This is a genomic window from Lentzea sp. NPDC102401 (assembly GCF_044765805.1).
In the GTDB taxonomy this organism is placed as follows: Bacteria; Actinomycetota; Actinomycetes; order Mycobacteriales; family Pseudonocardiaceae; genus Lentzea; species Lentzea sokolovensis.
In genome coordinates this window covers 506419-532856 of record NZ_JBIWKS010000001.1, presented here as the reverse complement: position 1 = coordinate 532856, position 26438 = coordinate 506419, and the positions used below count along the sequence as shown (strand labels likewise).

The 26438-nt window shown below is 70.0% G+C and carries 19 protein-coding genes; 7 read left to right on the top strand and 12 right to left on the bottom strand.

Annotated elements, in window-relative coordinates; all coding sequences use genetic code 11:
- The 7 genes from ACIRG5_RS02565 to ACIRG5_RS02535 all read right to left on the bottom strand — a co-directional run.
- Positions 1-5496: hypothetical protein (locus tag ACIRG5_RS02565; protein ID WP_402898999.1), on the bottom strand; the 5496-nt coding region annotated here is incomplete at its 3' end.
- Between the two features lie 188 nt (positions 5497-5684).
- Positions 5685-7403 carry a hypothetical protein gene (locus tag ACIRG5_RS02560; RefSeq protein WP_402898996.1) on the bottom strand — a complete coding sequence of 573 codons (1719 nt, stop codon included), beginning with the start codon at positions 7401-7403 and terminating at the stop codon, positions 5685-5687.
- 48 nt (positions 7404-7451) lie between these two features.
- Positions 7452-7958 carry a YbaB/EbfC family nucleoid-associated protein gene (locus ACIRG5_RS02555; protein WP_402898993.1) on the bottom strand — a complete coding sequence of 169 codons (507 nt, stop codon included), beginning with the start codon at positions 7956-7958 and terminating at the stop codon, positions 7452-7454.
- Positions 7959-7999: 41 nt separating this feature from the next.
- A complete protein-coding gene (locus ACIRG5_RS02550; protein ID WP_402898991.1) occupies positions 8000-8755 on the bottom strand; it encodes an ESX secretion-associated protein EspG in 756 nt (251 codons plus the stop codon).
- Entirely contained in the window at positions 8752-10392 is a 1641-nt protein-coding gene (locus ACIRG5_RS02545; RefSeq protein WP_402898988.1) for a PPE domain-containing protein, read from the bottom strand. Before ACIRG5_RS02545 ends, ACIRG5_RS02550 begins: the two co-directional genes overlap by 4 nt.
- 43 nt (positions 10393-10435) lie before the next feature.
- A complete protein-coding gene (locus tag ACIRG5_RS02540) occupies positions 10436-10816 on the bottom strand; it encodes a hypothetical protein (protein WP_402898986.1) in 381 nt (126 codons plus the stop codon).
- Positions 10817-11232: 416 nt separating this feature from the next.
- Entirely contained in the window at positions 11233-11994 is a 762-nt protein-coding gene (locus ACIRG5_RS02535; protein WP_402898983.1) for an ESX secretion-associated protein EspG, read from the bottom strand.
- 585 nt (positions 11995-12579) lie between these two features.
- Between ACIRG5_RS02535 and ACIRG5_RS02530 the strand changes: the two genes are divergently transcribed.
- The 3 genes from ACIRG5_RS02530 (at position 12580) to ACIRG5_RS02520 (ending at position 16053) form a co-directional block, all read left to right on the top strand.
- Positions 12580-12942 (top strand): molybdopterin-dependent oxidoreductase, encoded by a 363-nt coding sequence (locus ACIRG5_RS02530; RefSeq protein WP_402898980.1) that lies wholly within the window; start codon positions 12580-12582, stop codon positions 12940-12942.
- A 91-nt stretch (positions 12943-13033) separates the two neighbouring features.
- Positions 13034-14611, top strand: coding sequence for an MFS transporter (locus tag ACIRG5_RS02525; protein WP_402898978.1), 1578 nt, complete (start codon positions 13034-13036; stop codon positions 14609-14611).
- Between the two features lie 104 nt (positions 14612-14715).
- Positions 14716-16053: a collagenase gene (locus tag ACIRG5_RS02520; RefSeq protein ID WP_402898975.1), complete on the top strand. Its 1338-nt coding sequence runs from the start codon at positions 14716-14718 to the stop codon at positions 16051-16053.
- On the opposite strand, the gene ACIRG5_RS02515 is transcribed toward ACIRG5_RS02520, so the two are convergent.
- From ACIRG5_RS02515 to ACIRG5_RS02505, 3 genes are read right to left on the bottom strand one after another with little or no spacing between them, the layout of a single operon-like run.
- Complete coding sequence (locus ACIRG5_RS02515; protein ID WP_402898972.1) at positions 16037-16981, bottom strand: LysR family transcriptional regulator; 945 nt, start codon at positions 16979-16981, stop codon at positions 16037-16039. The genes ACIRG5_RS02520 and ACIRG5_RS02515 overlap by 17 nt on opposite strands.
- 21 nt (positions 16982-17002) lie before the next feature.
- The gene (locus ACIRG5_RS02510; protein WP_402898969.1) at positions 17003-17914 is read right to left on the bottom strand and encodes a hypothetical protein; all 912 of its coding nucleotides are present in this window, start codon (positions 17912-17914) and stop codon (positions 17003-17005) included.
- A complete protein-coding gene (locus tag ACIRG5_RS02505) occupies positions 17899-18426 on the bottom strand; it encodes a hypothetical protein (protein WP_402898965.1) in 528 nt (175 codons plus the stop codon). The genes ACIRG5_RS02510 and ACIRG5_RS02505 overlap by 16 nt, the downstream gene beginning before the upstream one ends.
- 174 nt (positions 18427-18600) lie before the next feature.
- On the opposite strand from ACIRG5_RS02505, the gene ACIRG5_RS02500 reads away from it, so the two are divergent.
- Positions 18601-19977 (top strand): aminopeptidase P family protein, encoded by a 1377-nt coding sequence (locus ACIRG5_RS02500; RefSeq protein WP_402898962.1) that lies wholly within the window; start codon positions 18601-18603, stop codon positions 19975-19977.
- Here ACIRG5_RS02500 and glpK (ACIRG5_RS02495) read toward each other — a convergent pair.
- Positions 19974-21467: a glycerol kinase GlpK gene (glpK, locus tag ACIRG5_RS02495; protein WP_402900860.1), complete on the bottom strand. Its 1494-nt coding sequence runs from the start codon at positions 21465-21467 to the stop codon at positions 19974-19976. The genes ACIRG5_RS02500 and glpK (ACIRG5_RS02495) overlap by 4 nt on opposite strands.
- 25 nt (positions 21468-21492) lie before the next feature.
- The gene (locus ACIRG5_RS02490; protein ID WP_402898959.1) at positions 21493-22257 is read right to left on the bottom strand and encodes an IclR family transcriptional regulator; all 765 of its coding nucleotides are present in this window, start codon (positions 22255-22257) and stop codon (positions 21493-21495) included.
- A gap of 242 nt (positions 22258-22499) precedes the next feature.
- Between ACIRG5_RS02490 and ACIRG5_RS02485 the strand changes: the two genes are divergently transcribed.
- The 3 genes from ACIRG5_RS02485 to ACIRG5_RS02475 are packed head-to-tail and all read left to right on the top strand — an operon-like array spanning position 22500 to position 26437.
- Complete coding sequence (locus tag ACIRG5_RS02485) at positions 22500-23255, top strand: MIP/aquaporin family protein (protein ID WP_402898956.1); 756 nt, start codon at positions 22500-22502, stop codon at positions 23253-23255.
- Positions 23256-23283: 28 nt separating this feature from the next.
- Positions 23284-24801, top strand: coding sequence for a glycerol kinase GlpK (gene glpK, locus ACIRG5_RS02480; RefSeq protein WP_319974578.1), 1518 nt, complete (start codon positions 23284-23286; stop codon positions 24799-24801).
- Positions 24802-24826: 25 nt separating this feature from the next.
- Positions 24827-26437: a glycerol-3-phosphate dehydrogenase/oxidase gene (locus tag ACIRG5_RS02475; RefSeq protein WP_402898953.1), complete on the top strand. Its 1611-nt coding sequence runs from the start codon at positions 24827-24829 to the stop codon at positions 26435-26437.
- The last annotated feature ends 1 nt before the right edge of the window (position 26438 follow it).

Here is a 26438-nt window from a genome sequence, read left to right as displayed (position 1 = left end):
GCTGTCGGTGTCGGACCCGAAGAGGCCGCCGCTCATGTCGGGTCCGTCGGATTCGACGTCGCTTTCGACGTCGTTGCCGGTGTTGGTTTCGGTGTTGGTCTCGACGTCGCTGTCGGTGTCGAACCCGAAGAGGCCGCCGCTCATGTCGGGTCCGTCGGATTCGACGTCGCTCTCGACGTCGCTGCCGGTGTTGGTCTCGACGTTGGTGTTGGGGGTCGTGACGGCGGGAGGCGCCACCGAAGCAGGGGCCTGCTGGGCCGGGGGCGTCGATTCCACCGGCGTCTGCGGACTCGGCACCTCGGCGTCCGGCGTCTGCTCTGCCGGGGCAGGCGGCGGCGGGGACGGCGGGTCCAGCCGCAGGGTCAGAGCCTGGATGACCTGGTTGTTCTGCGGTGCGCGAGCATCCTCGAACACCTGGGAGAAGTACTGACTTTCGGGACTGTCCTTCTGCGAGAGGTTCTTCAGCAGGTCAGCGATCTGGGCAACGTCGTTTCGACCCGAGTCCGGAACGTTGGGATCGATCGGATCGCCCGGCGTGTTGCTCGGGGCGTTTTCGGACAGCTTGGTCTGGAGGTCCGGCTTCTGCGACTCGAGCAGATCGATGATCTTGTCGAGCTGATCCTTGGTGAGATCGACCGTGTTGGAGTCGTCGAGGAACTTCGGCGACAGCGGCTTGCCGTCGATGACGCTGCTGATCTCCTTGACCGCGGCGTCGGGGAGTCCGGAAAGGATGTCTGCGACCTCCGCGCCCTTGCCCGGGACCGCGGGCGCGAGCATGGAGGCGACCTGGGACACAGAGCTGGCTGCCTCGTCGGGGTCGCGGTTCGGCGACTGCACGTAGTCCCGGAGCGCCGAGAAGGTCTCCACGGCGGAGGTCAGGTTGACCGCCTGCTTCACATCCGGGTTGGTCTTGGCAGCTTCAAGCCACGCGGTGTCCGCTCGCAGACCGTCGCTCACGTTGTTCAGGTTCGTCGTGGCGGCGTCGCTGCCGGGGACGTTCGGATAAGGGGTCTTGTTGGTGAGAACGGAGATGTTCGGCCGTTCGACGAGGTGCGCGAGGTTCGTGGAGTTCGCGCCCTCGTTGATCGCGGGCAGGGTGCCGAGCTGGAAGACCTGCTGGAACACCGCCTGGGGCATGGACCCGGTGTTCACCACCAGGACGTCGCCCTGCTTCAGGTCGTTGATCTGCTGATCCAGGTCGGGTGAGGTGATGTCCGCGCGCTTAAGCCAGTCGGCCTTGAGCTCCGGTACGAACCAGACCGGCGACGGAGTGATCTCCATCATGATCGCGGGCTTCTGGTCCAGGGAGTGCAAAGCCGTCGCGAGGTGGTTGGACACGCCGGGACGGTTCACGAGGTCGACGGCCCCGAGGCCGTAGACCGGCATCATGTCGGCCTTGTCGTTGATCACCGCGTCGGCGACCTTCTTGATGCCGTCCGCCTTCGCGGGGTTGGAGGGCATCTCCTGGTCGATGAGGTTGGCCAGTGCCTGCGGATCGGTGATCTTCGGGACGTCGTAGACGTACCTGGCGTCAGGGCTGATGTGCGGGTCCAGATCGATGATCTGGACGTCGCTGTCGGGGGAGTCGCGCTTGATGAGGAGCCGCTTGCTGCCATCCCAGGCGTAAGGCTTGAGGATGAGAGCTTCGTTCACGTTGTTCTTGTTGAGGTAGTTGGTGGCGGTGTCCGTGTCGTGCACGCTGAGCGAGTCGTCACCTGCCGACAGCAGCAACGTGTTGCTCTCGTCGGGGTGGTTCGGCGAGCTGGTGACCTCGACCGGCTGCAGGTCCGGCGTGATCAGGAGTTCCATCTTCTTCGCGGACTCCGGATCAGTGACAAAGGTGATCTTGTCCTGATAGCCGCCGTCACGTAGCGCCTTCACCAGCGTCGTCGCGGCGGCCTGGTGGCCGAGCCCCGCCGCGTTGTCCACCGCGACGACGACATTGTCGACGTCCGCCAGCAGTTCGTTCACCGTCGGAGCGGCATCGAAGGTCGTGGCCTCCTGCTGGGCATCGGTGGACGAGTCGGAGTCGGAAGTACGGCCCGCGTCCGTGTTGGCGCCGGGGTTCGATCCGGCGGCCGCGGGCGGCAGCACGACCAGGCCGGGCATGGGGTTGGCCGTCGTGTTCGGGTTCGCCGTGGTGTTCGGGTTCGGCGCAGCGCCGGTGGGCGGCGCGGGAGCCGGCCGCGTCTGCACGCTCGGGTCGCCGGGGTTGGGCGTGTTCGTGTCCGGGGTGGGCTTGGGCCCGGCAGGGGGAGCGTTGGTCTCGGGCTTCGGCGTGTTCGCCGCGGGAACGGCGGTGTCCGGCTTCGGCGACGGGGTGTTCGCGGGCGGCACGTTCGTCGCCGGGGTGGGAGACGGCGTGTTCGTCGGCGGGACGTTCGTCTCGGGCCGCGGAGACGGCGTGGAGGCCGGGGGAGTGTTGGTGTTCGGCGCCGGGTTCGGCGTGTTGGCCGGCGGGGTGTTGGTCTCGGGCCTGGGAGTCGGGTTCGGCGAGGTGTTCGCCGGGGGAACGTTGGTCTCGGGCCGCGGAGCCGGCGCGGGCGTGTTCGCCGGCGGGGTGTTGACCGGAGGCGTGTTGGTGTTCGGCGTGTTGACCGGAGGCGTGTTGGTGTTCGGCGTGTTGACCGGCGGCACGTTCGCGGGCGGTGCCGGGCGCGTCTGCACGGGCGGTGTGTCGGCACGCGGCGGCTGCGCGGACGGCGTCGTCTCCGAACGGGGAGACGGCGTGTTCGTCGGCGGGACGTTGGTCGACGGCGCGTTGGTCGCCGGGTTCGGCGAAGGCGCGTTGGCCGGTGGGGTGTTGGTCGACGGCGCGTTGGTCGCCGGGTTGGGTGCCGGCGTGTTGACGTTCGGCGTGGGCGACGGCGTGTTGACCGGCGGCACGTTCGCGGGCGGTGCCGGACGCGTCTGCGCCGGCGGTGCGTCGGCGCGCGGCGGCTGAGCCGACGGCGTCGTGTCCTGACGCGGCGACGGCACGTTCGTGTTCGGTGCCGGCGACGGCGCGTTGGTGCTGGGCGCGTTGGTGTTCGGTGCGGGCGACGACACGTTCGTGTTGGCCGCGGGCGACGAGACCGGCGGCGCGACCGGAGCCGGCCGCGACTGGGCGGCGGGCGGCGGCACGTTCGCCGCGGGAGGCGGCGTCGACACCGGCGGCGTGCCGGGCCGGTTCTGCGCGGGCGGTGCGACGTTCGTGTTCGGCGCGGGCGCCGGTGAAGAGACCGGTGGCGTGCCAGGACGGTTCTGTGCCGGCGGTGCCGTGTTCGGCGAGGTCGTCGAAGGCGCGGTCGCCGCGGGAGGCGGGGACAGCGGCGTCGGCTTCGGGGCCGGGGGCGGCGTGGACGGCGACGACTGCGGCGGAGCCTTGGTGATGGTGCTGTCGGGCGACGGGGGCTTGGGCGCGTCGAACACACCCTTCGCGCCACCGCCGGCGGGGGTGAACTTGCTGCCGCCGCGTTCGCCACCGGTCGCACCGGGGTTCGCGCCGCCAGGTGCCATCGGCGGGGCCATGGGAGGAGCGGCCGAGGCGGAAGGCGTCGCACCGGGGGCTCCGCCGGCACGCGGGCCTGCGCTCTGCGGCGGGGTGGCGACGGCGCTCTGCGAACCGGGCGTCGTCGGGCCGCCGGGGTTACCGGGGCCGTTGTAGCCCGGCGCCGTCGGCGTGAAGGGAGCGGGGCCCTTGGCGCCGCCGCCGGCAGCCGAGGAACCGGGGGCCGAGGAACCGGGGGCCGAGGAACCGGGAGTCGCGCCACCGGTCGACGGCGTCGCGCCACCGGGGTTGCCGGGGTTGCCGGGGGCGTTGTAGCCGGGTGCCGTCGGCGTGAAGGGAGCGGGCCCCTTGGCGCCACCGGCGGGCGGCGTCGCGCCACCCGTGGGCGACGGGGTGCCGCCGACGCCCGGCTTCGGTGCCGGGGGCGGAGTCGAGGGCGAGGAAGACGGCGGAGCCTTGGTGATGGTGCCGTCGGGCGAGCCGGGCTTGGGCGCGTCGAACACGCCCTTCGCGCCACCGCCGGTGGGGGTGTACTTGCTGCCGCCGCGCTCACCGCCGGCCGCGCCACCGGGGTTCGCGCCGCCCATCGGCGGGGCCATGGGGGGTGCCCCGGGAGACGTCGCACCGCCGCGCGAAGGCGACGTCACGGCGCCCTGCGGGCCGGGAGCGGACGTGGCGGGCTTGGTACCGGCCGCGCCGCCGGGAGTGTTGGGGCCGTTGTAACCGGGTGCCGTCGGCGTGTAGGCCGCGGGGCTCTTGGCACCGCCGCCGGGAGTCGCACCGCCACCGGGAGTCGCGCCCCCGCCCTTGGCGCCGCCACCAGGCGTCGCACCGCTACCGGGCGTCGCGCCCGTGCCCTTGCCTCCGGGAGGCGTCGAACCGGGCGCCGTCGGCGTGTAGGCCGCGGGACCCTTGGCGCCGCCACCAGGCGTCGCGCCTCCGCCCTTGCCTCCAGCGGCGGTCGCACCGCCGGGCGGGGTGTAGCCGGGCGCGGTCGGCGTGAACGCCGCGGGGCTCTTGACGCCGCCAGCGGCGCCGCCCTTGCCACCGGCGGCGTTGGTACCGCCGGGCGGGGTGTAGCCGGGTGCGGTGGGGGTGAAGGCCGCGGGTGCCTTGGCACCGCCGCCAGGCGTGGCACCGGCGCCGCCCTTGATGTTCGGGGCCGCGCCTGCCGCGGCACCACCGGTGGCCTTCCCACCACCGGCCGTGCCGCCCTTGGCGCCGCCGCCGGGCGGGGTGTAGCCGGGTGCGGTCGGGGTGAACGCGGCGGGAGCCTTGGCACCGCCGCCAGGAGTCGCGCCCGCACCACCCTTGATGTTCGGGGCAGCACCTGCCGCGGCACCACCGGCGGGGTTCACGCCGGACGCGCCGCCCTTGGCGCCGCCGCCACCGGGCGGGGTGTAGCCGGGGGCGGTCGGGGTGAACGCGGCGGGAGCCTTGGCACCGCCGCCAGGAGTCGCGCCGGCGCCGCCCTTGATGTTCGGGGCCGGGCCGGCCGAGGCACCACCCGTGGGTCCCTTGCCGCCGCCGGTCGCGCCGGTACCGCCCTTGATCGCCTGTGGACCGGTGACGTTGGGGCCGCCTGCGGGTCCCTTACCGCCGCCCGTCGCGCCGGTGCCGCCGTTGATCGCCTGCGGGCCGGTGACGCTGGGGCCGCCAGGAGTCTTGTTGCCCGGCGTGCCGGTGCCGGCGCCGGGCACGTTCTTCACGCCGGTGGTCGAGTCGATCGACTTGATGTTGGTCTGGTTGGTCTGGTCGACCTGCACCGCGGTCTGCTGCGTCGCCTTCAGGTTCGTCTGGACCTCGGTGAACGCCTTGGCGCCCCGGTCGGCCTGCGAGACGGCGTTGTCGTTGGACGCGTTGAGCGCCGGCACCGCGAACAGGCCGATGGGCCCGAGCGCGTTGCCGCTGAAGTTCAGGCCCCGCAGGCCGGACGAGATGCTCGTCAGCCGGGACCCCAGGTCACCCGCCTTGTTCTGCAACCCCTGCATCGAGGAGTCGTTCATGGAGAAACCGCTGTTGCCGGTGGGGCCGCCTCCGCCCGTTCCGCTGGTGGGCGGTGCCGAGGGGGGAGGGTTCGCTCCCGGGTTCGGCGCTGGGTTGGGATTGACGTTCCCCTTGGCCATGAGCGGCGATTCTCCAGTGCTGCGTCAGAACAAGGCGGGATCGCGGGGATCCCGGCTGTTGGCTGGACTTACTCTGTCGGCCGGACGGACCGCTCGTGCGCGATGGTCGGACGCAGCGGCTGGGCCGCGGCACCGCCGGCCGCTTCGTAGCCGATGGTCGGCTGCAGCGGCTCACTCGCCATGAGCGGGTTGACGCTCTCGTAAACGGGCTGCGCGTCGACGCGCGACGGCTCGAGGGCGTCGTACGCGTGCGACATCTGCGTGCGCGCGAGCGGTTCGTAACCCGACTGGGCCTGCAACGGCTCGGACGGCGTGTCCGGGCTCGTGTACACCTCACGCGCCTGCATAGGCTGGACGGCCTCGTGCATCGGCGCCCCCGCGGTCATGCTGACGCCGGACACCATCGTGGAGTCCTGCGCCGTCGCACGGGAGAACGCGACGGGAGCCTCGGCGGCCTCCACGCGGGAGAACGCCATCGGGGCCTGAACCGCCTCGGCGCGCTGCATCGGCTGAAGCGGCTGCACCGCGTCCATCTGCGTGCGCTGCAACGTGTGCATCGGCTCGGCCGCGTGCATCGCCGTGCGGGCCTGCAACGGCTCGGTGGCGTGCACCGCGGTACGGGCCTGCATCGGCTCGACCGCGTCCATCGCACGGACAGCCTGCATCGGCTGAAGCGGTTCCGAGGCCATTCGCTTGGCGGTCATCATCGGCTCCGCGGCTTCCGTGCGCCTGAGGGCCTGCATCGGCTCGCCTGCGTCCATCGCCCTGAGGGGAGCGTTCGGCAGCGTTGCCTGCGCGTACCCGTCCTGCATGACGGTGCCCACGCGGGCGTTCGCGAGCGTCGCCGAAGCGACCTGGGTGTCCGCGAGCGTCTTGCCGCCCGACGCGACCTGGGTGTCCGCGGCCGTCTTGCCACCGGAGGCGCCGGGCGGGGTGTTGCCCCTGCCCTCCATGGCCTCGTCGATCTTGTCGTCGACACCCTTCTGGGCCTTGTAGCCCTCGTAGGTGATCTCGGCGACGTCAGCGGAGTTCTCGAACCGCTCCCAGCCCTTGCTGACCTTCTTCATGATGTCGTCGAGGTCGCCGATGCGCTTCATCTGACGGCCGAGTGCGGCGACGACACGGGCGACGCGGGACGCGATGTTCACGCCCAGCGCGACCGCCTTGCCGACCGCGAAGCCACCGAAGACCGCGATCGAGGTGCCGAACGTCGGGATCATCATGGCGGCGGCGATGAGCGCACCGGCGATCAGCGAACCGATCAGCTGGGCGATCAGGTCGCGGACGATGTCACGCAGAACGGTGACGAGCATGCCCATGATCGCGACGATCTTGGCCTTGGACTCGACGGCGTTCGCCAGGTCGTCGAGCTCCTGGCCCATGCCGTCCATCGACGCCTTGAAGCGCTCGGACGACTGACCGCTCCAGCCGTCGAACGTCGCGAGGCCGCTCTTGTGGTCCTCCGCCAGCACCCGCAGCTCGGCCGCGCGCGCCTTGTTGGCCTCGACGTTGGCCTGGATCTCCTCCGGGTTGCCCATCAGCTGGTTCAGGGCGTCACGCAGGAACGACACGTGCTCGATGAGCCAGCCGACACCGGCACCGATGATGCTGCCGAGCGGATCGATCGCGAACATCACCGTGGCCGAGGCCGCGCCGATGGCGTTGAACGTGATGTCGAGAGCCTTCTCGGTCTCGGACTCCGCGTCCTTGCTGATGCCGTCGATCAGGCTGCCGTAGGCCTCGATGAACAGCGAGCCCTTGAGCTTGTTCTCCTCGGTGATCTTCATCCCGGGAGGAGACGGGAGTGGAGTTTCAGGCGCGGTCATCGCTGTTCCTTACCAGGGGTTGTCGTCGTCGTCATCGTCGTCGTCCGCACGGCGCCGGCCGCGGACGGGCGCCGGCTGCGGGGTCGCCGCCGGCGTGCTCGCCGGAGGAGCCGGAGCAGGTTCCGGCTCGTCGTCGACCTCGTCGTACGGGTCGGTGTCCTCGTCGACCTCGTCGTCCGGGATCGAGTCCGAGACCATCTGGTAGGCCTCGGTGCCCTCGCCGAGCGGCTTGAACAGCTCGAGAACCTGCGTCGCGGCCTGCTTCTGGGCCTTCCGCGCGGTCTCCAGGATCAGCGCGGTGAGCCGGGGGCCGCCCAGCTCGACCGCGCGGTGCCCCAGCTGCAGGTTCTGCAGGCCGCCGTTGGGGCCCACCGTCACGGTCACCGCGCCGTCCTTCGACGTCACGGTGGCGGAGGCCGCCGCGACGTTCTCCGAGAGGTCCTCCGACTTCTGCTTCAGGTCGGCCAGCTTGGCCTCGTACTCTTCGACCCACTGATAGGGGTTCGCGGGATTCACACGGTCCTCCGGCGGCGGCGGTTCAACTGAGACTCGCTAGTTCACGCGAGCACAGCGTCGATTCGGGTGGCGATGCGGTCGTTGTCGGTCGGCGAGACGCTCATCCAGCCGTCCGAGTTGACCATCAGATAACGGCCCTGGTGGGTGTCGAACCAGTTGATCACGACACCCGACCGCTGGCGGCCGTGGGTGACGCCGAACTGGCCGCCCGCGACGCGGTTCGACGCGAGCTCGTCGAACTGCTTCGCGTCCTGTGCGGACAGACCGGCCTGCTGCAGCGCCTCCTGGTCGTCCACCCCGCCGTCGCCGAACAGGTCGTCGGAGGGGTCCACCTCCTGGGCCTCCTGCAACGCGACCGCGTCCTGAAGGGACTGGACCCGGACGTTCACCGCCGTGCCCGGTCCGGGCACGGCGTCGGGCAGCACCTTGACGATCTCGCGGGCGATCCCGGTCTCGCGGATCTCCAGCAGCCCGACCCGGTCGCCGTCGATGATCGCCAGCGCGGCGCGCCGGCCGTTGGAAACGGCCAGCGCGCGCACGGTGCGGTCGAGACCGGCGACGGCGTCCACGGACACCTCGTGGTCGTCGAGCAGCCGCAGGAAGTCCTCGAGACGCTGGTTGTCCACGAGCCCGCGTGACCGCAGCTCGTCCATCGTCTTCGTGACGAGCACGCGGCGTTCCTGCTCGGTCTCGCCCTCGTTCGGCACGTCCAGCGGGTACGGCACTCTGCCGAGCCGCAGGGCGTGCCACAACACGTCGAACTCGCGCGGCGACAGCAGGAACTCGGGCGTGATCACTGCGACTCGGTCCCCTTCTGCTTCTTGACCTTCGCGGCACCGATCACCGACGGGGGCAGGTTCTCGCCGGGGACCTCGAACAGGTCGCCGCCCATGATGTAGCTGGCGGAACGGTGTTCCTTGTCGTCCTCGCCCTTGCCGCCACCGGGAGCGCCGCCCATCGGCGCGCCACCCATGCCGGCACCGGCCGCGGAAGCGCCACCGGGACCCATGCCCATCGGCATTCCGCCACGAGCGGCCTGGCCCTGGACACCGGCTGCGCCACCGGACTGCATCGAGCCGCCCGCGCCCGCGGCACCGCTCGCGCCGCCACCGAACCCGCCGCCGCCTCCGGCACCCATCTGGGGGGAGTACGGCATCGGGCCGCCCTTCATGCCGCCACCGCCACCGGCGCCACCGCCGCCGCCACCACCGGCACCGCCGCCCGCACCACCGGGACCGGTGTAACCGGGCGCCATGGGGTTGTAGGCCGCGGGACCCTTGGGGTTCTGCGGGGTGTAGTTCGGGTTCGCCAGGTCCTTGCCGACGACCGGGACCTTCGGGACGTTCTGGTTCTGGCCGGTGCCGGACTTGCCACCGGTGCCCATCTGAGGCGTGTAACCGGGCGCGGTCGGCGTGTAGCCGCCACCGCCACCGCCGCCACCCCCGCTGCCGCTGGTGTACGTGCTGCCCGTGTTGCTGGGGCTGTAACCAGGCGCGGTCGGCGTGTACGCCGCGGCCGTGTTGGTGTTCGTGTTGCCCATCTGCGGCGTGTAGCTGCTGCCGCCACCGGCGCCACCGCCCGCACCGCCGCCGGCTCCGGATCCCGCTCCGGTGTAGCCGGGCGCGCTCGGGTTGTACGCGGCCGCGGCGGGCTGGTTCACGCCACTGCCGCCACCCGCGCCGCCACCGGCTCCGGCGCCGGAACCCGACTGCTGGCCGGTGGGGGTCGGAGGGGCGGCCGTCGCCGCACCGGCGCTCGCCGCCTGGGTGGACATGAGGCCGTCCGCGCCACCGGTGAACGCGGCCGCGCCGGAGCGCGGGATCGCCATCACCGGCTCCTCGACCATGCCGGTGTTCGGGTTGAACGGCGGCTTGAAAGCGGGCGTCGACGAGTCGATCTGGCGGGAGTTGTTCTCCATGTCGGTCATCACCGTGACCGCCTGGTCGTGGGCCGCGCGCGACGCGGCGTTGGCGACCGCGATGTCGGCGGAGGCCAGCACGAAGGCGGGCGTGCCCGGCTGAGCGAGTGCGGCCGCGGCCTTGTTCCAGTCGAACTGGACCGGCTGGGGCATCTGCGCCCTGGCGTTCTCCATGACACGGCCCTGGTCGGCGACCTTCGTGCCGACCTCGACGGCCGTCTTCGCGGTCTCGTCGACCCAGTCCCCGAGCTTCTTCATCGCGGCACGGGCAGCCTCGGCGGCTCCGCCCGTCCACTTCGACTCCGACGCGGTGATGACCGAGTTGATGGTCTTGGACGCCTCGGTCAGCTCGTTGCCGTACTTGCTCCAGTCGGAGCTGATCTGGCCGGCTTGACCGGGGTCGTTGTTGTTGTGCACCGCGGCATACAGCTCTTGGTGCGATCGGGACGCCCAGTTCTGCGGGTCCGTGAGGACCGGGACGTTCTCGATCTCGCTCGGGTCGGTCTCGGGGGGCATGACCGGCTCGCCTCTCACTCCGTTGGATCAGCTGGCCACAAGATCAGCTGTTACCCATGTGCTTCTTCAGTTCGGCCTGCTGTTCCTCGTCGAGCTTCGTGAAGTTCCCGATCGCTTCGACGATGGAGTTCTTCGTCTGCTCCAGAACCGTGCGGTACGCGGTCATGACGCTGACGAACGAGTACTGCTCACCCTCGGCGCGATGCGTGAACTTGTCGCGCATCTTGTCGCCGACCGGGTTCGCACCGAGCGGAGCCGGGCGGGCGATGCTCGAGTTGGCACGCTCGATCCACGAGTCGACCTGGTCGATCTGAGCCTGGAACTGCTTGCGGAGTTCCTCGCCCGCCTCCGGGTCGATCTGCACCTGACCAGAACTGACGGTGTCGCCGAGCGGGACAGCCTTGTTGTCACCGACGATGTACATGCGGGCAGTATCGGGGGTCTTTTCGTGCAACGCTCACTTTGCCGCGCGCGAGTTACCAATTGAGATCCGCGTTCACAATGCGTTGCCAGTGACCGAATCGGGCCACGAACCGGTGAACGTCGTGTAACGGGGTGATCGTTTGCCCTGGTTGTGGGAGCGCTCTCGGGGTGCTGCCCGTTCGGGCTCTCGATCTCTGTTCACATCCCTGGAACGGCCCTTGACCTGGGTCGACTGTGACGCGAATCACATAGGGGATTCTCTGGAATTTAGGGCTTTCTTGAGGTCCGTCACAGCCTGGTTCGTCGATCACCGGATCGGGTGAATCGGCTGACCGACACAAGAACGCGGGCGCACTCCGGAGAGTACGCCCGCGATGCCCGATTTGGATCATTCTTGTGCGCTGGAACGCACCGCTCTCAGGCCAGCACGGCGTCGATCCGCGTCGCGATGCGGTCGTTGTCGGTGGGCGACAGGCTGAGCCACCCGTCGGAGCGCACCATCAGGTAGCGCCCCTGGTGGGTGTCGAACCAGTTGATGACCACGTCAGCGCGGTGTCGTCCGTGCGTGACACCGAACTGGCCACCCGCGACCCGGTTCTGCGCGAGCTCGTCCATCTGCCGTGCGTCCTGCGCGGACAGTCCGGCCTTCAGCAGCGCCTCGCGGTCGTCGAGTTCCTCGTCGGCCGCACCCCACGGGTCCTCGGAGTCCTCCTCCTGCTCGGCCTCCTGCAGTGCGACGGCCTGCTGCAACGTCTCCAGCCGCACGGACAGCGCGCTGCCGGGCCCGGCCACCCCGTCGGGCAGCACCCTGACGATCTCGCGTGCGAGCGAGGTGGGCCTGATCTGCGACAGGCCGACGGTGTCGCCGTCGATGACGGCCAGCACGGCCTCCGTCCCGGCTGCGGCGGCCAGCGCCCGCACGGTCCGGTCGAGCCCGGCGACGGCGTCCACGGACACCTCGTGGTCGCCGAGCACCCGCAACAGGTCCTCCAGCCGGGGGTCGTCGGCGATGCCACGCCGCCGCAGTCCGGCGATCGTGCTCTGCCGCAGTGCTTTGACGTCCTGCTCGGTCGCTCCTTCGCTGGGCACGTCGAGCGGGTACGGCATTCTGCCGAGCCGCAGCGTCTGCCACAGCACCTCGAACTCGCGGGTCGACAGCAAGTACTCGGGCGTGATCACGAGTGCTCGGAACCTTTCTGCTCTGCCTGCTTTGCGCGCAGTATCGGGCAGAAATGCGTCATCCGTTCCTCATCGGCCGAATACGTACCCGGTTGAGACGAATGTTCACAATCAGTCGCGGCGGCCCGAAACGGGCCACTTCCGGGCAAGCGGAACCTGTGTGCACGCTTGTTTTCCCAGGTTCGGGGAGCCCTCTCAATGTGTGACCTGGGCAGACGCCCGCGGCCCGTTCACACGTCCTCGCGGCCGCCGTTCGGCCGGTTGGCTGTGACCCAAATCACGCGTCCTGGGTGGTCCTGCGATGTGAGACGCACTCTTGTGGCGGGTAGGTGACTTCGGACGCATGATCTCTCGGCGCGGCGGCCCCCGCGATGGTGAAACCGTTGCCCGACAGGGACTCATCGTGCACGGCACCAACGCGGAGACGCGCTGGGAGCCCTGTGCGGCACCGGCTCGCTGACGCTGGTCCCGAAGTCCTTCTTCCGCAACCACACCTCGACCCCCTGCTCGACGCCACGTCCTGGCGGCTGGAGATCCACGGATTCGGAGTCGCGCGCCGCCGTCGGCAACGCCCGGTGGCGAGGCGTGTCCCTCGGCCTGCTCCTGCGGCTGGCCGGCCTGCGCTGCTCCGCCGTCGACGTGCTGTCCGCCGGCCTGGACGCGGAGTACGTGACCGGCGACGTGAACCTGGGCCGGGTGCGGCGCCCGCTGCCGGTGTCGAAGGCCCTGGACGACGTGCTGGTGGCGTACGAGATGAACGGCGAGTCGCTGCCGCCCGACCACGGGTTCCTCGCGCGGCGAGTGGACCCGGTGGCAGGTGCCTTGGCAGGCGACTCCGGGGAGAACGTGCCGCGGGCGCGGGTGGACGGGCAGCCGGACGAGTCGCCCTGCAACACACAGGGCTACCTGTTCGGGGCCGTGGTCCGGCATCCGGTGACGGTGGCTTGACCGTTCGTTACCTCAATATCTTCAGTGTTGGCCGAAATCATGCCTCCGGCCGTGCTCGGCAAGGCCCACCCTCAGGTGTGAAGATCGGGCAGTGACCGTCTCCCCGTGGGCGCCCCTGCGCCGCAGCGCGTTCCGTGCGCTGTGGCTCGCCCAGTTCGCCTCCAACATCGGCACGTGGGCGCAGACGGTCGGCGCCCAGTGGCTCATGGGCGACCTGGGCGGCAGCGCCCTGCAGGTCGCGCTCGTTCAGACCGCCACGACGCTGCCGGTGTTCCTGCTGGTCGTGCCCTCCGGGGCGCTCGGCGACATCCTGGACCGGCGGCAGGTGCTGATCTCCGGGCAGGCGTTGATGCTCGCGGGCGCGGGCGGGTTGATGGTGCTGGCGGGCACGGACAAGGCGACGCCGGCCAGCCTCCTGGGATTGCTGGCGCTCATGGCGATCGGGCAGGCGTTGTCGATGCCGTCGTTCCAGGCGATTCAGCCGGAACTGGTGTCGCGCGAGGAGATTCCGCAGGCCGCGCTGCTCAACGGCGTCAACATGAACGTCGGACGCGCGATCGGGCCGGCGCTGGGCGGGTTGCTGATCGCGCTGGCCGGGTCGGAGGCGACGTTCGCGTTCAACACGGTGAGCTTCGTCGGCGTGCTGATCGTGCTCTCGCGGTGGAAGCGGCCGTCGGATCACCGCCCACTCGGGACCGAGCACATCGCGACCGCCATGCGGACCGGTGCACGGTACGTGGCCAGTTCGCCGTTGTTCCGGCGCGTGCTCACGCGGCTGACGTTGTTCATCGTGTTCGGCAGCGGGTTGTGGGCGCTGCTGCCGGCGATCGCCCGCGGGCCCTTGCGACTCGACGCCAGCGGGTACGGCGTGTTGCTCGGCAGTGTGGGGGCGGGGGCGATCGGCGGCGCGTTCGTGGTGCCGAAGTTGTTGCAGCGCATGAGCAAGAACCGGATGGTGCTGCTCGCGACGTTCGTCTACGCGGCCGCGACCAGCACGGCTGTGCTGACGCAGAGCTTCGTGGTGGTGATCGTCGCGATGTTGCTGACGGGCGCCTGCTGGATCGCCACGCTGTCGACGTTCAACGCACTCGCGCAGGTGCTGCTGCCGGCGTGGACACGCGCGCGGGCGCTGGCCTACTACCAGCTGATCCTGATGGGCGGCCAGGCGCTCGGCGCGGTCGTGTGGGGCGTGATCGCGGACGCGTACAGCCTCAAGGTCGCCATGATCGTGCCCGCGGTGGCGATGGTCCTGTTGGCCGCCGGGGCGACGAAGTGGTTGCCGCTGCACGACCGGCCGCTCGACGTCAGCCCGGCGACCTACTGGGAGGAACCGCCGGAGATCACCGACACCGACGCGGGCCCGGTGCTCGTCACGGTGGAGTGGCCGGTGGCGCGGGAGAACGAGGAGGCGTTCATCGACGCCATGCAGCGCGTCGGCAGGGCCCGTCGGCGCACCGGCGCCACGATGTGGGGCCTCTTCCGCGACACCGAGCAGCCCGAGACGTTCCTGGAGACCTTCACCGTGGCGACCTGGCAGGAACACCTGCGCCAGCACGTCGAGCGCGGCACCGTCGTGGACCAGCAGAACCAGGAGACCGCACGCGCGCTGGCCAAGGGACCGGCGCACGTGCGGCACCTGCTGTTCGCCGAACCGACGAAGCCGGACTAGACGTCGGGACGACCCATAGCAGCGCGCTATGAGCGAAAGGGATGATCGCGGGCCGGCGGGCGATGTGACGCTCTGGGACACCTCAAATCCCTGCGGAGGACCCAATGAGATCACTCGCGCTCGTCCTGGCGCTGTTAGCCGGGCTGCTGGCCCCTGCCACAGCTCAGGCCGCCGCACCCGGCACCCCGAACAGCCCGCTGCTCCCGCCCGAGACCACCAGGAACGTCCTTCACCCCGCGCCGGAATCGACGATCTACGCGGCGGTGACGGACTATCCGGCCGAACTGCGTGCGTTGACCCGCGTGCTCGACAACTACACCAGCGCGGACGACGCGGCCGTGCACGCCGGCATGCTCCTGCTCTACTACGGCCACAGCTATCCGGAGTTCCTGACGGCGGTGCGGGCCGACCCGGAGGTGCTGCGGGCGCTGCACCGGTTCGTGGTGGGGCACCTGGACCTCTTCGGCACCGACCGCCAGTACCTCGTTCAGAACGCGACCCGCGAACTGGGCAGGTTCCTGCAGCACAACGACATCGCACCACGCGTACGGCCGTTGCTCGCGGACATGGCGTCACGCGGGGACGTCGTCGGCCGCCTCGCCCCGATGTGGGTGGGTGTCGCGGAGATGGTCGACTGGTACGACAAGGCGAACTGCCGCCGCTACAACACCTGCGACTTCCGCACGAAGATCGACCGCCGCGTGCTCACCGTCCGGCACACCTGCAGTGCCACGCTGAAGATCCGCGCCCAGCAACTGACGCGCACGCAGCTCCGCCAGACCTGCGCGTCGCTCGCCGGCCAGGACGCGGCCTTCCACCGCGTCGTGCGCGATCCGGGACCCGTTGCCGGTGACCAGAACACGGCACTGGAAGTCGTCGTCTTCAACACCAGCAACGACTACCGGACGTACGCCGGGGTGCTGTTCGACATCTCCACCAACAACGGCGGCATGTACCTCGAAGGCGACCCGGCGCTGAACCAGGCGCGGTTCATCGCGCACGAGGCCGACTGGCTGCCCACGTTCGCGATCTGGAACCTCAACCACGAGTACACCCACTACCTCGACGGCCGGTTCGACATGCACGGCGACTTCGAGGAGAACGTGACCACGCCGACCGTGTGGTGGATCGAGGGTTTCGCCGAGTACCTCTCCTACAGCTACCGCGCCGAGGTCTACACCGACGCGCTGGCGGAGGCGAAGAAACAGACCTACGCGTTGAGCACGCTCTTCGGCACGACCTACGACCACGACACCAAGCGGGTCTACAACTGGGGTTATCTGGCGGTCAGATACCTCGTGGAGAAGCACCCGGCTGATGTCGCGGCGGTGCTCGCGGACTACCGCGTGGGGGACTGGGCGGGTGCGCGCGACCACCTCACGCGGGTGATCGGCAACCGCTACGACTCCGACTGGTACGGCTGGCTCACTTCGCTGAAGTGAGAGCCGTGCCGCGCTCCTCCCACCACGGCCGGAACACCGGACTCGCGAGCGCCTGATCCGAGTAGGCGCCCAGCACCTCGGCGAACACGCGGCTGGCCTGACTCCAGGTCAGCCGCTCCCGCCGCCACGCGAACACCAGCCGCATCCGCATCGGCGCCCCCGCGAGCGGTCGCACCGCCACCCCCGGGCCACCCTGCGACGTCGGCTCGACCAGCTGCACGGCCTTGCCCGCCGCGATCAGCTGACGGCCCGCGCCGCTCGGCACCTCGAACCGGACCCGCGGCACGAACCCCGCCGCCCGGCAGGCCGCCCGCAACGCCGTCAGCGACCCGTCCTCGGCGCCCGGCGGCCCGATCCACGCCTCACCGGCCAGGTCGGCGAGCTCCACCTCGGTGCGCTCGGCCAGTCGATGACCTGCGGGAACGGCGATGTACACCGGCACCCACGGCACGACGACCCGTTGCGCCACCCCGCGCGGCAACCCCAGGTCACCCTCCTCGTCGACGGCGATCACCGCCGCGTCCAGATGCCCGTTCGCGAGCGCCAGCGCGAGGCCCGTCGACGAGGGATCGACCACCAGCGTGACGTCGTCCAGCACCTGTTCCAGCCGGGAGTACAGGGCGGCCACGCACTCCATGTGCACGGATCCGAACCGGACGGTTCCACCGCGACCGGCCGTGTCCGAGCCGAACGCCTCCAGCTCCACCAGCAGCAACCTGGCCCGTTGCAGCATCTGCGCGCCCAGCGGGGTGGGCACGGCGCCGGAGCGGCCGCGGTCGAAGAGCGTGCCGCCCACCATGCGCTCGACCCGTTGCAGCAGGGTGGTGAGCGACGGCTGGGAGATGCCGAGCTGCGTCGCCGCGCGGGAGAGACTGCCCGCGTCACCGATGGCGCAGATCGCCCTCAGGTGCCGGATCTCCAGTTCCATAGGGCCAGGCTATACGCGCGATCAGCAGGAGCGGTCGCGCTGGGCTTCGGCCCGTTCGAACTCCAGGCGGGTGTCGCCGGAGCGGGGCAGCACGATCGCCACGCCGTCGCGGCGGTTCCAGCCCGTCGGCAGCAGCACGCTCTGGCTGCTCGACTGCAGGATCATGACCAGCCCGTCGTAGCGGAACCGGTACGCCGGGTCCGGCGTGGTGCACGCGGTCATGGTGACGTCCGGCCCGCGGATCCCGATGTCCTTGGCGCTGAACACGACCGTCCGCTGCATGCTGCCGAGCTTCGTCTCGTACTCGTAGCCCCTGGCCTCCCCGACGGCCGCCGAGTAGTCGGTGACCGCCCAGAACAGCCCGATGCTCGCGAGCACGAACGTGAACGTCCACTGGATCACCGGCACGACGCCGGCGACGCGCTTGCCCGAACTGGTCGTGTGCAGGTGTTCGGCCGCGGGGAACAGGATCACGCCCAACGCCACGCACACCCCGGGCAGACCGGGCACGGCGTAGAGCAGCGAGGGCACCGCGAGGCCGGTCAGCCCGAGCAGCAGGAGCACGAGGCCCAGCGACACCAGCACCGGGACGGCGCGCCGGGTCAGGGCGCGCCACGTCCTCGGTGCCAGTGCCGAGTGCAGGAACCGGTAGCCCCACAACGTCGCGAGACCCGCGGCCGCCAGCACGGTGAGCGGCACGAACATGCCGTCCGAACTGCGGATCAGGTAGTCCGGCGCGGACAGGCCGAGCACGGAGTAGTGCACGCCGAACCACTGGCAGAAGTACGTCGCGTGCCGGGTGCCGAAGTAGAACAGCAGCGCGGTCAGCACAGTGGTCGGTGCGAGCAGGGAACCGAAGACCCGCAACCCCTTGGACGGTGCCTCGTCCTTCTGCCTGGCAGGAGCCGGGCGCACGGTCAGCGCCCGGAACACAGGTCGTTGGTGATCCTGAACGTGATCGTGCCGCCCTCGTACAGGGGGTCGGGCACCGAGATGCCGCCATCGACGATGTAGCAGTCCCGCGTGTCATCGCCGGGCGGAGCGATCACTTTGGTGGGGCCGACGCACGGCGCCCCGTGGGGACACGACTTCACCAGGTCCTTCTCGAACCTTGCCCAGACCTCGGGGAAGAACTGCCCGTCCTGCTGCTCGATGGACGTGCGCAGACCGGAGGGGAGCACCCAGCGGTCCGGAGGTTTGGGCGGCGGTGGCGGCGGCTTCGTCATCGTCGTGGTGCGGGGCGGTGGCGGCGGAAGTTTCGGCTGGGCGGTCGTCGTCGTGGTCACAGGTGGCGGAGCGGCGCCGGTCGTGGTGGTCACGTCGGTGGTCGAGGTGGTCGTGACCTCGGTGTTCGGCGCCGGCCGGGGACTGCTTGGCGAGGGTGGCCGGCCGCAGGCGGCGAGCGTGGCCGCGGCCAGGAGACAGATGACGGTTCGGCGGTTCATGGCGGATGCCTCCTTTGCAGACAGAGGCCCGCCGCCATCTGGTGGATACACCCCACCGCGTTCCATAGCCCGAAGCTATGGCCAACTGGGATTGGCGGGGCGCCTCCGACAGAGGGGAGGGTGGAAGGAAGGACAACTCTGGAAGGACCCGAATTGGCTCGGACACGCCGTGACATGGCGAAACTGGTGGACGCGGACGGTTTCCGCACGTACATCCGCGACGGCTGGGGCGAGTGGGACAGCTCCGTCGACCTCCCGGACGGCACGGCGGAGGCGGCAGCGGCTCACCGCGCCAGGCTCACCGCGGCACTGCCCGGCAAGCGGATCGCGCTGGCCGCCGGACGTGCGCACGTGCGGTCCAACGACACGTTCCACGAGTTCCGCGCCGACAGCGACTTCGTGTGGCTGACCGGCTGCCAGGTCGAGGGCGCCGTGCTGGTGCTCACCGACGACGACGCCACGCTGTTCGTGCCGGTGCCGTCGGAGACCCACAGCGTCGACTTCTTCGGCGACGCCGACCGCAGCCCGTTCTGGATCGGCGCGGCCGCCGGCCCGAAGGAGTGGGGCGCGGCGCTCGGCATCACGGCCCGCCCGATCGAGGACCTCGCGAACGCTCTGCGCGGCCGTCACCCCGAGACGCTCGTCGCCAAGGGCCTCGACCCGTTGCTCGACGCGCTGACCGGCTCGCACAGCGACGAGCTGCGCACCGTCCTCTCCGAACTGCGCCGGATCAAGGACGACTGGGAGATCGACCAGCTCCGCCAGGCCGTCGACGCCAGCGTCAAGGGTTTCGCCGACGTCGCCATGGAGCTCGGCCAGGCCGTGCGCGGCGGGGGAGAGCGCTGGCTGCAGGGCACGTTCGACCGTCGTGCCCGCACCGAGGGCAAGGGCCCCGGCTACACCTCGATCGTCGCCGCCGGCCCGCACGCCCCGGTGCTGCACTGGACGCGCTGCGACGGCCGCGTGAACGACTCCGACCTGCTGCTGCTCGACGCCGGCGTCGAGATGAACTCCCTCTACACCGCCGACGTCACCCGCACGTTCCCGGTGAGCGGCGAGTTCAGCGAGCCGCAGCGCAAGGTGTACGACCTCGTGCTGAAGTCGCACGTCGCCGCGCTCGCGGAAGTGCGGCCCGGCAACGACTACAGCGCCTTCCACCACACCGCCATGCGCGTGCTCGCCGAGGGCCTGCACGACTGGGGCCTGCTGCCGGTCAGCGTCGACAAGGCGCTGGACCCGTCCGGGCAGCACCACCGGCGCTACATCGTCTGCGGCACCGGCCACTTCCTCGGCCTCGACGTGCACGACTGCGCCGACGCCCGCCAGGAGACCTACCAGCAGGGCATCCTGGAACGCGGCATGGCGCTGACCGTCGAGCCCGGCCTGTACTTCCACCCCAACGACGAGACGCTGCCGCCGGAGCTGCGCGGCATCGGCGTCCGCATCGAGGACGACCTGGTCGTCACGTCGACCGGCGCCGACGTCCTCTCGGACTCGTTGCCGATCGACGCGGACGACGTCGCCGCGTGGGTGCGCAAGCAGCGTTCCTAATTGGACGGAGTGGAGCGGGCCCAGGCGAACGTGAGTTCCACGGCCCGCTTCCAGTTCGCGTACTCGTTCTCGCGGTGCCGGGCGTCCATCGCCGGGTTCCACCGCGCGGCCAGGTGCCAGTTGCGCCGCAGCCCCTCCAGGTCCGGCCAGTACCCGGCGGCCAGCCCGGCCGCGTAGGCGGCGCCCAGTGACACCGTCTCCGCGACCAGCGGCCGTTGCACGGGGATGTCCAGCACGTCCGAGATGAACTGCATGAGCAGGTGGTCGGCGGTCATCCCGCCGTCCACCTTCAGCACCGGCGTCGGCACGCCGAGGTCGGCGTTCATCGCGTCGACGACCTCCCGCGTCTGCCAGCCGGTCGCCTCCAGCACGGCCCGCGCCAGGTGGCCCTTGTTGATGTACGAGGTGAGCCCGACGACGAGCCCGCGCGCCTGCGAGAGCCAGTGCGGCGCGAACAACCCGGAGAACGCCGGCACGATGTAGCAGCCGCCGTTGTCCTTCACCGTGCGCGCCAGCGTCTCGATCTCCGGCGCGGAGTGGATCAGCCCGAGGTTGTCGCGGAACCACTGCACCAGCGACCCGGCGACGGCGATCGAGCCCTCCAGCGCGTACGCCGGTTCGCCGCCGATCTGGTAGCCGATCGTCGTCAGCAGTCCGTGCTTCGAGCGCACCAGCTCGCTTCCCGTGTTCATCAACAGGAATCCGCCGGTGCCGTACGTGCCCTTGATCGAGCCCTTCTCGAAACAGGTCTGCCCGAACAGCGCCGCGTGCTGGTCGCCCAGTGCCGCCGTGATCTTGATGCCCGGCACCACGCGAGTCGTGACGCCGCTGATCTCCGTCGACGGGCGGATCTCCGGCAGGATCTCGTGCGGCACGCCGAAGAACTCCAGCAGCATCGGATCCCATTGCCGCGTCGAGAGGTTCATCAGCATCGTCCGCGACGCGTTGGTGACGTCCGTGACGTGCAGGCCGCCGTTCACGCCGCCGGTGAGGTTCCAGATCAGCCAGGTGTCCATGGTGCCGAACAGGACGTCGCCGCGTTCGGCCTTCGCGCGCAGCCCGGCCACGTTGTCGAGCATCCACCGCAGCGACGGCGCCGAGAAGTAGGTCGCCAGCGGCAGGCCGCACCGGTCGCGGACCTCCTCGAGGCCCGGTTTCTTCCCGAGTTCGGTGACGAGTTCCTCGGTCCGGATGTCCTCCCAGACGATCGCGCGCCCGATCGGGACACCGGTGTGCCGGTCCCACAGCACGAACGTCTCGCGCTGGTTCGTGATGCCCATCGCGACGACCTGGTCGGCGGTGATTCCCGCCTGCCGCAACGCCTGCGGCACGATCCGGTCGACGTTGCGCCAGATCTCCACGGCGTCCTGCTCGACCCAGCCGGGCCGCGGGTGGTACTGACGGTGCTCGCGCTGGGCGACCGCGACGAGGCGGGCGTTCTGGTCGAACACGATGCAGCGCGTCGACGTCGTCCCCTGGTCGATCGCCATTACGAACCGTTGCACGGCGAGCCCCTCAGTTCTCGTCGACAAGCGAAGTGGTGACGGATTCCGCGGCCTGCACGACCTGACGCACCAGCGTCGCACGCGGACGGCCTGCCGAGTCGCACAGCCGGTCCGCCGCGCCCGAAATTCCGATCGCGCCGATCACCAGGCCGCCGGGGATGCGGATGGGCGCGGCGATGCTCGCCTCGCCCGGCATGTACTCCTCGGCCTCGCCGGCCCAGCCCTGCCCGCGCACCTCGGTCAGCACCCGCTCCAGCATCTGCGTGCGCGTGATCGTCCTGCGCGTCAACGACGTCAGCTCCCGCCGGCGTGCGGCCGCCGACAGGTCCGGGTCGTAGGCCAGCAGCACCTTGCCGAGCGCGGTGGCGTGCAACGGCAGCATCGCGCCGATGCCGAGTGTTTGCACAGAGTCATCGGGCCGGAACACGTGGTGCACGACGAGCACGGCGCCGTCGTGGTGCATGCCGATCCTGACCTCCTGGCTGCTTCGCGCGGCGAGCGTGTCGGCCCAGTTGATCGATCGAGAACGCAGTTCGTTGGCGTCGAGGTAGGACGTTCCCAGGTGCAGGAGGGCCGCGCCGAGCCGGTAGCGGCCCGTCGCCTGGTCCTGTTCGACGAACTCGACCCGTTGCAGCGTACGGAGAATCCCGTGCGCGGTGCCCCGCGCGAGACCGAGCGAGTCGGCTATCTCCGTGAGACCGTGATGGCCGGAGCCACGCGCGAGCAGCCGCAGCACGGCGGCGGCGCGTTCGATCGACTGAATGGGTCCCGGCACGCGTGAAACGTAATTGAGACGACCCGTGTCGGCAATGTCGAACGGCTGGGGTGGGCATCACGCCTGGACACGGGCCTGAAACGCCTTGTCTGCGCGCAGCGTGACCGGTCGGTCACACCTTCGTGGGTCGCAGGTGTCGACATTGTCGAACCGCACCTGTTGAACAGCCGTTCAGGCAGTCATACGTTCCGCCTCAATCACCACGTGGTGATCAGCCGTTCAAAGACGAATGGGAGGCCAGCGTGGGTCTCGGGTCAGTGTTCCTCAGCGAGGTGCTCGGTACGGGCGTCCTGCTGTTGCTGGGTGCGGGCGTGGTGGCCAACGTGCTGCTCGCCAAGTCGAAGGGTTTCGACGGCGGTTGGCTGTTGATCAACTTCGGCTGGGGACTCGGTGTCTTCGCCGGTGTGTACGTCGCCTACAAGTCGGGCGCGCACCTCAATCCCGCGGTGACGGTGGGCATTCTCACCAGTGGTGCGGCCGAGTACGCCCCTGGTGTTCCGGTCAGCTTCGGCTCGACGATCATCTACTTCGCGGGCGAGGTGCTCGGTGCGTTCCTCGGTGCCGTGCTCGCCTGGCTCGCCTACAAGCCGCACTTCGACGAGACCCCCGACGAGGGCCTCAAGCTCGCCGTCTTCTCGACCGGCCCGGCGATCCGCAGCTACGCCTGGAACCTCGTGTGCGAGATCATCGGCACGTTCGTCCTGGTCTTCGTGATCCTCGCGTTCGGCAAGACGCCGACCCAGATCGGCCCGCTGGCCGCCGCACTGCTGGTCGTCGGTATCGGTGCCTCCCTCGGTGGTCCGACCGGCTACGCGATCAACCCGGCCCGCGACCTCGGCCCGCGCATCGCGCACGCGCTGCTTCCGTTGTCCTACAAGGGCACTGACGGTGAGGCCGTGGGCAAGAAGGACTCCGACTGGAGCTACTCCTGGGTGCCGGTCGTCGGCCCGCTCATCGGTGGCGCGCTCGCCGGTGTGATCGCTTCGCTCGCGTTCTGACGCTGACCATCCGGAAAGGACTTCTTCGATGTCGCAGTACGTTCTCGCCGTCGACCAGGGCACGACCAGCACGCGGGCGATCATCTTCGACCACAGCGGCTCCATCGTCGCCGTGGGCCAGAAGGAGCACGAGCAGATCTTCCCGCGCGCCGGCTGGGTCGAGCACAACCCGGTGGAGATCTCCGAGAACACCCGGTTCGTGATCGGCCAGGCGCTGTCCACGGCCGACCTGAACACCGGTGACCTCGCCGCCGTGGGCATCACCAACCAGCGCGAGACCGCGGTGGTGTGGGACAAGAACACCGGCGAGCCGGTCTACAACGCCATCGTCTGGCAGGACACCCGCACCCAGGCGATCGTCGAGGAGCTCGGCGCTCTCGGCGGCGGTGCCGACCGCTACAAGGCGAAGGTCGGCCTGCCGCTCGCGACCTACTTCTCCGGCCCCAAGATCCGCTGGATCCTCGACAACGTCGAGGGCGCCCGTGAGCGTGCCGAGGCCGGCGACCTGCTGTTCGGCAACACCGACACGTGGACGCTGTGGAACCTCACCGGCGGCCCCAACGGTGGCGTGCACGCCACCGACGTCACCAACGCGTCGCGGACCATGCTGATGGACCTCGACACGCTGCAGTGGGACGCGGAGATCGCCTCCGACATGGGCATTCCGCTGTCCATGCTGCCGGAGATCCGTTCCTCCTCGGAGGTCTACGGCACCGGCGGCCCCGGCGGTGTGCTGAAGGGCGTGCCGATCGCGGGCATCCTCGGCGACCAGCAGGCCGCGACGTTCGGCCAGGTCTGCTACGAGCCGGGCACCGCGAAGAACACCTACGGCACCGGCAACTTCATGTTGCTCAACACCGGCACCGAGAAGGTCGCCTCGAAGAACGGTCTGCTCACGACCGTCTGCTACAAGATCGGCGACGAGGCTCCCGTCTACGCGCTGGAAGGCTCCATCGCCGTCACCGGCTCGCTGGTGCAGTGGCTGCGCGACAACCTCGGCATCATCGGCTCCGCCGCGGAGATCGAGACGCTGGCGAAGACGGTGGAGGACAACGGTGGCGCGTACTTCGTGCCGGCGTTCTCCGGTCTGTTCGCGCCGTACTGGCGGGCGGACGCGCGCGGCGCGGTCGTCGGCCTGACCCGGTTCGTCAACAAGGGTCATCTGGCGCGGGCCGTGCTGGAGGCGACGGCGTTCCAGACCCGCGAGGTGCTGGACGCGATGAACGCCGACTCCGGTGTGCCGCTGACCGAGCTGAAGGTCGACGGCGGCATGGTCGCCAACGAGCTGCTGATGCAGTTCCAGGCCGACGTTCTGGACGTGCCGGTGGTGCGTCCGGTCGTCGCCGAGACGACCGCTCTCGGTGCCGCGTACGCCGCCGGTCTGGCCGTCGGCTACTGGTCGGGGCTCGACGAGCTGCGCGCCAACTGGGCCGAGGACAAGCGCTGGACGCCGGAACTCGACTCCGACGAGCGCGAGCGCGAGTACCGCAACTGGAAGAAGGCCGTCACCAAGTCGTTCGACTGGGTCGACGCCGACGTTCGCTGACTTCTTTCTTTAGGAGCTGAAGAAGTTGTTCGCAAGGCTGGATCCGGCTCGGCGTGCTCGGTCTCTGGAGACGTTGGGCAGCACGGAGTTCGACGTCCTCGTCGTCGGAGGTGGTGTGGTCGGTGCGGGAGCTGCGCTCGACGCGGCGTCCCGCGGCCTCTCCGTCGCGCTGGTCGAGGCCGACGACTGGGCGGCGGGCACGTCGAGCCGGTCCAGCAAGCTCGTCCACGGCGGGCTGCGGTACCTGGAGCAGCTGGAGTTCAAGCTGGTCCGGGAAGCTCTGAAGGAACGCGGCCTGTTGCTGCGCCGGCTCGCACCGCACCTGGTGCGGCCGGTGCCGTTCCTCTTCCCGTTGAAGAAGCAGTGGGAACGCGCCTACGTCGGCGCGGGCGTGATGTTGTACGACTCGATCGGCGGCGCCGGGGCCGTGCCGATGCACCGGCACCTCTCCCGCCGCAAGATGGCGGCTGTGGGTCCGTCGCTGGACTCCGACGCCTTCGCCGGCGCCATTCGGTACTACGACGCGCAGATGGACGACGCCAGGCTGGTGTCGACGCTGGTCCGCACGGCCGCCCAGCACGGCGCGACGGTGGTGTCGCGGGCTCGCGTGACTTCTCTTCTGCGTGTCGACGGCCGGGTTTCCGGTGCTTCGGTGCGCGATGAGCTGTCCGGCGTGACGCACGTGGTGCGGGCCCGGCGGGTCATCAGCGCCACCGGGGTGTGGACCGATTCGCTGAACTCGATGTCGCCCGGCACACCGCCGTTCCACGTGCGGATGTCCAAGGGCGTGCACGTGCTGGTGGAGCGGTCGAAGATCCAGCTGGACGGCGGGCTGATCACGCAGACCGAGAAGTCGGTGCTGTTCGTGATCCCGTGGGGTGCCTACTGGATCATCGGCACCACCGACACGCCTTACTCCGGTTCACCTGAGGACGTCACCGCTACTTCCGAAGACGTCTCCTACATCTTGGACCACGTCAACGCCGTGCTGCGGTCTCCGCTGACCGTGGACGACGTCGTTGGCACGTATGCGGGTCTGCGGCCGTTGCTCGCCGGGGCCTCCAGCGACACCTCGAAGCTCTCCCGTGAGCACGCCGTCGCCGAGCCCGAGCCGGGGTTCTTCGTGATCGCCGGTGGCAAGTACACGACCTACCGCGTGATGGCCGCCGACGTCGTGAACGCCGCGGTTTCCGGTCTGGGGCGTGCGGTGGCGCCTTCGTTGACCGCCCGGCTGCCGTTGTGCGGCGCCGTCGGTTACCAAGAGCTGTGGGCGGACCGGGCTCGAGTCGCTGCGGAGTCCGGCCTGCCCACGTCCACTGTGGAGCGTCTGCTGCGCCGGTACGGCTCGGCCGTGTCCGACGTGCTGGCGTTGATCGCGCAGGACTCCTCGCTGGCCACGCCGGTGGCGGGGTACCTGGCGGCGGAGATCGTGTACGCCGTCACGCACGAGGGCGCGCTGGGGCTGGAGGACGTTCTCGCACGGCGGACGCGGATCGCCATGGAGCACCTGGACTTCGGTGCTTCGGTCGCGGGCGAGGTGGCGGATCTGATCGCCGGTCCGCTGGGCTGGTCCTCAGACGAACGTGATGCTGCGGTTGAGTCTTATCGGGCTAGCACGGAGTTGGCGGCGAGATGAG